At 27.2% G+C, this 1,590-nt stretch carries 1 protein-coding gene and 1 pseudogene; both read left to right on the top strand.

The window, feature by feature from the left end:
- Positions 1-270 (top strand): annotated as a pseudogene (locus ELQ12_RS10270) (VgrG protein); the annotation flags it as partial.
- Between the two features lie 234 nt (positions 271-504).
- Entirely contained in the window at positions 505-1,320 is an 816-nt protein-coding gene (locus ELQ12_RS09605) for a hypothetical protein (RefSeq protein ID WP_002861583.1), read from the top strand.
- Positions 1,321-1,590: the final 270 nt, after the last annotated feature.

Below are 1,590 nucleotides of genomic sequence, written 5' to 3'. Positions count from 1 at the left end.
AATACCTTAAATGTAGGAGTAGATAATAAAGTAAGAGTGGCTAAGAATTCTAGCGAATATGTAGAAGAAAACAAAGACATAGAAATAGGTGCTAATCAAAACACTATTATCCATAAAGATGAGATAAGGAATGTGAAGGGAAATAAAAAGGAAGTGGTTGAGGGAAAACTTGAGCTTCATGTTAATAAAGGAATAAATTACTTTACGGAAGAACATTTTAGTATGCAAACTAACAATTACATTGATATATATACACAGAACAAAATTTAAGCACGCAAACCAAAAAACAACATACAGAACTTGCAGAATCTAAATATAGTGACTTTCAAACAGATTGTGAAGTAAAAGCAGGTAATCAAATCCTCCACCAAGTAGGCGATACTCAAATTGTTACTAAGGGAGATTGTGTTATTATTAAAGCAGGTGGAGTTGAAGTAGTGATAGATTCTAATGGACTTGTGGTTAGAGGTGGAGAGATTAAGGCAGAGTAATAAAGAATAAACAATGAAAAAACCTTTTTACAAACTTAAAAGATTTTATATACCTTGTATAATAATTATTATAATATTTGCCGTGCTTGCAAAATTACTTTATTCTCCTTTATATACGATTTATTGGGGAATGTATCATTATCCTAAAGTTCAACTAGAATTTAAAAACTTTGAAAAAATGACTTTAAATCCAAGCCCTAAGGATATGATTAAAATTGTAAATGATTACCAACCTAAGCTAGAAGATTTTAAAGATTTAAATGTAAAAATGCAAAAGGCTATTTTTGATTTTAAGGTGGCTAAATTATTTGGATTTGAGGATAGGTATTTTGAAGCTTTTATTAAAAGCTGTGCTGGTAACTTCTTTGTTTTACATGGTAAAGAACAAATTTATTTTAATTATCTTAATTTCATAAGCGGTATAAATTCAACTTCCAATGAAAAGCAAAAATATCTAAACTTAAGAGCATCAACTAGAGATTTAGAAAGACAAATTTTTGAAGAAAAACTTAAATTTATAAAACATTATGAAGAATTTTATGATTACTTAGAGGGTGTAGGTTATTTGGATAAGGGAACAGAATATATAGGTACGGCAATTTCTTTTAAAACATTGATTCAAAATGTATTTTTGTCTAATAATGCTCAATTATGCTCTTTTGAAGATAGAAACTTAATGTTTAAAAACATGAAAGAAAATTATGAAATATTTAAAAATTTAGATGTAAAAAATATAGATGATTTAAAGAGAAATATTTATAAAAAAATATTAATTGATATGGAAAATCTCCTAAATGAAACCCAAAAGGCTTTAGATGAATGCAAATAGAAAATGAAATGAAGAAATGTTTAAAAAATTGCACATATTATGGAAGTTGGAAATTTTTAAATCCCAAATTAGATCTCTTGCCAAGTCCTTTATACTATGTTCAGCCAAGTGAGTTAGATTCTAGGATTGTGGCATATTATTTCAGAAAGGAAATTAAATTATAATGACTCCACCACCTTTACCAGATGTAGAAAAACATAAAGATTTCTTACAAACCAGAAAAGAACCTTATGCTATTTATTTAGCCATAAATACAAACATAAAAAGTTA

This window comes from Campylobacter sp. US25a, from assembly GCF_004379075.1.
GTDB lineage: Bacteria > Campylobacterota > Campylobacteria > Campylobacterales > Campylobacteraceae > Campylobacter_D > Campylobacter_D jejuni.
This window is presented reverse-complemented; position numbering and strand designations above follow the sequence as displayed.

Bases quoted from the DNA above. Each gene is read 5' to 3' on its own strand.
- ELQ12_RS09605 (WP_002861583.1), top strand. From the start codon at position 505: ATGAAAAAACCTTTTTACAAACTTAAAAGATTTTATATACCTTGTATA.